Annotated in this window: 5 protein-coding genes and 1 pseudogene; 5 read left to right on the top strand and 1 reads right to left on the bottom strand. The window is 63.9% G+C overall.

The features are described 5' to 3' along the window. The first annotated feature begins 180 nt into the window (after window positions 1-180). The 4 genes from JHD07_RS30140 to JHD07_RS30125 all read left to right on the top strand — a co-directional run bounded on the left by JHD07_RS30140 (window position 181) and on the right by JHD07_RS30125 (window position 3,229). On the top strand, window positions 181-954 hold the full coding sequence (locus tag JHD07_RS30140; protein ID WP_291628763.1) for a ferredoxin--NADP reductase: 774 nt from the start codon (window positions 181-183) through the stop codon (window positions 952-954). Window positions 955-1,060: 106 nt separating this feature from the next. Further along, a complete protein-coding gene (locus JHD07_RS30135) occupies window positions 1,061-1,381 on the top strand; it encodes a hypothetical protein (protein ID WP_291628761.1) in 321 nt (106 codons plus the stop codon). Between the two features lie 86 nt (window positions 1,382-1,467). Further along, the gene (locus tag JHD07_RS30130; protein ID WP_291628759.1) at window positions 1,468-2,727 is read left to right on the top strand and encodes a cytochrome P450; all 1,260 of its coding nucleotides are present in this window, start codon (window positions 1,468-1,470) and stop codon (window positions 2,725-2,727) included. Between the two features lie 259 nt (window positions 2,728-2,986). Further along, the gene (locus JHD07_RS30125; RefSeq protein WP_291628757.1) at window positions 2,987-3,229 is read left to right on the top strand and encodes a hypothetical protein; all 243 of its coding nucleotides are present in this window, start codon (window positions 2,987-2,989) and stop codon (window positions 3,227-3,229) included. Between the two features lie 33 nt (window positions 3,230-3,262). Here JHD07_RS30125 and JHD07_RS30120 read toward each other — a convergent pair whose 3' ends face one another. Continuing rightward, window positions 3,263-4,513, bottom strand: a complete 1,251-nt coding sequence (locus tag JHD07_RS30120) for a DUF763 domain-containing protein (protein WP_291628756.1) — start codon at window positions 4,511-4,513, stop codon at window positions 3,263-3,265. A gap of 127 nt (window positions 4,514-4,640) precedes the next feature. On the opposite strand from JHD07_RS30120, the pseudogene JHD07_RS30115 reads away from it, so the two are divergent. Further along, window positions 4,641-5,172: pseudogene (locus JHD07_RS30115) on the top strand (mechanosensitive ion channel family protein); the annotation flags it as partial.

The following is a 5,172-nucleotide window of genomic DNA, read 5'->3' as shown; positions in this document are numbered from 1 at the left end:
GGCCTGGGGTGCGTCATGCGCCATGGAATGGGCTCCTTGTTCCTAATTGCAACGCTTCCGATCTTGGGCAGCCTTGACCGCGGGATCAAGCCGGATTATTCATTAGTATACGAATGATCGTGTACAAACGACGCATAGCTGCCGGCCTCGGAACCGCATTGACGCGACAGGGAAGGTGAGATGAGCAATTTCAATCAGGAAAGCGTTTTGAGCGTCCACCACTGGACCGACACGCTGTTCTCCTTCAAGACCACCCGCAGCCCGACCTTCCGCTTCCGTAACGGCGAATTCACCATGATCGGCCTCAAGGTCGGCGAGAAGCCGCTGCTGCGGGCCTACAGCGTCGCCAGCGCCAATTACGAGGACACGCTGGAGTTCTTCTCGATCAAGGTGCCGGACGGACCGCTGACCTCGCGGCTTCAGCACCTGAAGGAAGGCGACGAGATCATCGTCAGCCGCAAGGCCACCGGCACGCTGGTCATCGACAACCTGGAAGACGGGCGCAACCTCTATCTGATCGGCACCGGCACCGGCCTTGCGCCGTTCCTCAGCGTGATCAAGGACCCCGAGACCTACGAGCGGTTCGAGAAGGTGGTGCTGCTGCACGGCTGCCGCCACGTCAAGGAGCTTGCCTATGGCGAGATGATCACCGAGCATTTGCCGAAGGACGAGCTGCTCGGCGAGTACATTCGCAATCAGCTGATCTACTATCCGACCGTGACCCGCGATCCCTTCCGCAACCGCGGCCGCATCACCGACCTCATCACCTCGGGCAAGCTGTTCGCCGACATCGGCCTGCCGGCGCTCGAAGCCGCCCATGACCGCGTCATGATCTGCGGCAGCCCCGCCCTGGTCGCGGACACCCGTGTGCTGCTTGGTGAACGCGGCCTCGCCGAGGGCAATCACGGCGAACCGGCCCAGTTTGTGGTCGAAAAGGCCTTTGCCGAGCGCTGATTACGGGATTTTCCCGCAATAAGACCGCATTTTCGCCGCGCGCGGCATGTTGCGGCGCCGATTCGGCGCTTGATACACTGTGGGAGCGAATCAGCGGAGTTCCCACATGGTTGCGGACAGCGACAGCAACATCGCCTGGCACCGGGTCCAGTTGAAGCGGAATCGCGCCGAGTTGAAGGCGCTGGAGACCGCGCGCTTCACGATGGGCGAGATCGCCTCCTCGAAGCGCATTGGGCAGACCGAGAAGACGATCGCGGAACTCAAGCGCAAGATCACGCAGTCGGAACGCGTGATCGCCGATCACGACAAGCGTACGCGCCGTCCGCTCGCGACGGACCTGCACAGCCTCAGCAATGGTAGCTGGAGCCATTGGGACGCCTACACCCAGCAGCAGCGCAAGAGCGGCCAGCGTTCGCCCGGCGGCTAGGCACCTCGACCGAGGGGTTCGCTCCCTTGCGCCGGCGGCCCGGCGGACCATCTGCGTGAGACGCCAGCAATCAGTCCGGTGATCCCATGACAGTGCGCCTCGATTTCACCAGCGAGGCCTACCTTCGCGATCCGCCCAAGGCGATTGCGACGCTGCGCATGTCCGGTCCCGTGGTCGCGACACGGTTTCCTCTCATCGGCGACGTCTGGATTACCACGACCCATGACGCTACCGCGCAGATCCTGAAAGACGGCGCGACCTTCACGTTGAGAAGGGAGGATGGCGACGTCGCCGGCTTGCGCTGGTGGATGCCGCGATACGTCAGGACCATCGCCAACAACATGCTGACGATGGACGAGCCTGATCATACCAGGCTGCGCAGCATCGTGGACGAGGCGTTTCGGCGCCGCGCGATCGTCGCGATGGAGCCGCGCATCCGCGCCATCGCCGACGGTCTGGCTGACGAAGTGTTCGTGAATGGTCGTCCGGCGGATCTCGTCCAGCGCTATGCGCGCATCCTGCCGCTCGCGGTGATCTCCGAGCTGCTCGGCTTGCCGCCCGCAGACCGTCCGAAATTCATTGCCTGGGCCAACGAGATGTCCTCGCTGACGAACGTCGTCAGCTTCTTTCGTCTGCTGTTCGCGTTCCGCAAGATGCGCGCTTATCTCGAACAGCAGCTGCAGATCGCGCGTGTGCAGGGCGGCGAGGGCCTGATCGCCGAATTGATCCAGGTCGAGCGTGAGGGCGGCCAGATCACGCCGGACGAGATGGTCTCGATGGTGTTTCTCTTGCTCGCGGCGGGATCGGAGACCACCACGCATCTCATCAGCGGTTCCGCCTACGAACTGCTCAGAAGTCCTGGCCTGCGCGACTGGCTGGAACAGGACTGGAGCCGTATCGGGCTTGCGGTGGAGGAGTTCCTGCGCTTCGTCTCGCCGGTGCAGTTCTCCAAGCCGCGTTATGTCCGGCGGGATGTCGAGGTCGACGGCGTGCGCCTGAAGAAGGGCGATCGCGTCATGGTGATGCTTGCCGCCGCGAACATGGATCCGGCGATGCATGACCGCGCTGAAAGCCTCGATCTCGAACGCAAGCCGAACCGTCATCTTTCGTTCGGGACGGGAATCCATTTCTGCCTCGGCCATCAACTCGCGCGCATCGAGACCGCCTGCGCGCTGGAAGCACTGTTCGAGCGCTGGCCGAAACTCGGGTTGGCCGTCGATCCCGCCGAGATCCGCTGGCGCAAGCGGCCGGGCTTGCGAGCGATCGCGTCGCTTCCCGTCACGGCCCAAAGCCGCGCTGCGCGCGCGGTTGCGAGCAGCGACCGTTCTCCCGCCGGCGCGAGCTGACAACGAGCCTTCCTTCGGAAATCGTCGTCGCGTGCGATCGATCAGGAACGGCGTGCCGGTCGGCCTGTTGTCACCTCACACGTCGGACGCGGCGATGGTTCCGCAGCCGCGGGCAGACGTCCGAACGGGAGACAAGATTGATGAGCAGCAAGACAGCCTAACGAGCGGCAGGCGCGCATCGGCCAAAGCGGCATAAGTCGCTCGGGCCTGCAGAAGCACAGACGTTCACTGTAAGAGAAGATCACAAGAGGAGAGACTGATGCCAGGTGGTCACGGCAGCAAGACGCACTTCAGATCAGGCTTGCACGGCAAGGGCGACGGCACCGGAGGCATGACCGATGTGCCCAAGGACATGATCGGCGACAACATGGTTCTGTCCAACCGCGACAAGAAACAGCATTCGGATATTCGCGGCATGGACGGCAAGACGATCCAGACCGAGCAATACCAGGACCACTCGGCGAACCGGCTCGACCCGAAGCCGGAGGCCGACGAGACCTGAGAACATTCCTCCCGCCAACTCGCGGACCGGTGTTCAGCCGGTCCGCTTTTTTGTGGGCGCAAGGTCACGCTCCCAGCCGAACACCGAGCGGCCATCGAGATCGGGCGAGGCGACACGTTCACCAGCAATGAACGAGTCCACCGACGGACCTTTCGCGGTGCGCTCCAGCCGCCGCGCCTGGTCGTCGAGGCGCTTGATCGCCTGCATCTCCTCCTCGCGTCCGAGCTTCGCGTTCTGGATCGCGCCCTTCAGCACCCGGATGGTCTCGTCATAAACCTTGATCGGAACGGGGTAAGGATGCCGGTCCTTGCCGCCATGGGCGAGCGAGAAGCGCGCGGGGTCGGTGAAGCGATAGGGGGCGCCGTGCACGACCTCGGCGACCATCGCGAGCGAACGCACGGTGCGCGCGCCGACGCCTGGCGTCAGCAAGAGGTCCGGAAAATCGACCGGGCCGCGCTCGGCTGCGGCCGCCAGCGTGCCGTGCAGGCGGCGCGCGAACACGTCCTTGGGCCTGACGTCGTGATGCGCAGGCATGATCAGATGTGGTAGCATGGCCTGTGCCGGCTCGGGCGCGGTGCCGATCAGCTGCTCGAATTCGCAGACGATGCGATCGGGTCCGAGATCGTTCAACAGCTCGAGCTGGGCCGTCCGAGATATTTCGGCGCGATGATCGGTGAGATTGACGATCTCACCCTGCTGCGGCCCGTCGATCGCGCTGTGCGGCGTATCGACAAAGCTCTTCAGCGCCTCGGAATGCCAATGGTAACGACGCGCCTGCCGCTTGTCGCCGTTCATGCCCTGCTGCACCACCGTCCATTTGCCGTCGGCGGTCACGAAGAATCCGTGCAGATAGAGGTCGAAGCCATCCTGGACCGCGGCGCTGTCGACCTTGGCCACCAGACGGCTGGCACGGGTCAGCTCGATGCCGTCGAAGCCGACGCGCTCGCCGAGCTGCATCAACTCGTCCGGCGTCTTGCGGGAATGCTGGCCCCGGCCGCCGCAGACGTAGATCCCGAGCTCGTCCTGAAGCGGCCCGAGGCCGCGCTTCAGCGCGCCGATCACCGAGGTGGTGATTCCGGAGGAGTGCCAGTCCATGCCCATCACGGCACCGAACGATTGGAACCAGAACGGATGTGACAGGCGCTGCAGGAACGCATCGCGGCCGTAATGCAGCACGATGGCCTGGGTGACGATCGCGCCCAGCGAGGACATGCGACTGGCGAGCCACGGGGGAACCCGTCCGGTGTGGAGAGGAAGATCGGCGCTGCCGGTACGTCTGGTCATGAGCGCCCCGAAACTAGCCGAATTCTGCAACGGTTGCATCAGGGGAATGCTGCGTTGCACTGAACGGGGGAGCCAAGCTGGCCGGCAAGCGTTGAGGGGGCTGCGCGAACGGATGACGGGGACAGCAATGAATTGGGAGACCCTCATCGCCGAGATCGACAGCAAGCTCGACTGGATCCCCACTTGGTTCGTCGGCCTCAGTCTGGTTGCCGGCGCGATCCTGCTGGCGCTTGCCTTCTATCGATTCGTGACCTGGCTGCTCAATCGTTCCTTCGGAATTCGCCTCCCGCTGTTGCGCGTGTTCATCGACCGGACCGCCGGTCCGGCCCGGCTCGCGCTCTGCCTCGCCGCCGTCGCCTTGGTGCTGCCCCTTGCGCCGCTGGATGACGAGATTCGAACGCCGCTGACGCGCTTGTTCGTCGTGGCGTTCATCGCGCTGATCGGCTGGATCTCGATCCGGATCGTCGACATGAGTGCGGCGCGATACCTGCAGAATTTCCGCGATGTCACCGAGAACTTCATCGCGCGCAAGCATGTCACGCAGGTCCGCGTGTTCAAGCGCGTCACCGATACGATCATCGTCATCATCACCGTCTCCGCCGCGCTGATGACGTTCGACTCGGTGAGGCAGTATGGCGTCAGCCTGTTCGCCTCCGCCG

Source organism: Bradyrhizobium sp. (assembly GCF_016462955.1).
GTDB lineage: Bacteria > Pseudomonadota > Alphaproteobacteria > Rhizobiales > Xanthobacteraceae > Bradyrhizobium.
This window is presented reverse-complemented; position numbering and strand designations above follow the sequence as displayed.

Coding starts and splice junctions, on each gene's coding strand:
- JHD07_RS30140 (WP_291628763.1), top strand. CDS start 181: ATGAGCAATTTCAATCAGGAAAGCGTTTTGAGCGTCCACCACTGGACC.
- JHD07_RS30135 (WP_291628761.1), top strand. CDS start 1,061: ATGGTTGCGGACAGCGACAGCAACATCGCCTGGCACCGGGTCCAGTTG.
- JHD07_RS30130 (WP_291628759.1), top strand. CDS start 1,468: ATGACAGTGCGCCTCGATTTCACCAGCGAGGCCTACCTTCGCGATCCG.
- JHD07_RS30125 (WP_291628757.1), top strand. CDS start 2,987: ATGCCAGGTGGTCACGGCAGCAAGACGCACTTCAGATCAGGCTTGCAC.
- JHD07_RS30120 (WP_291628756.1), bottom strand. CDS start 4,513: ATGACCAGACGTACCGGCAGCGCCGATCTTCCTCTCCACACCGGACGG.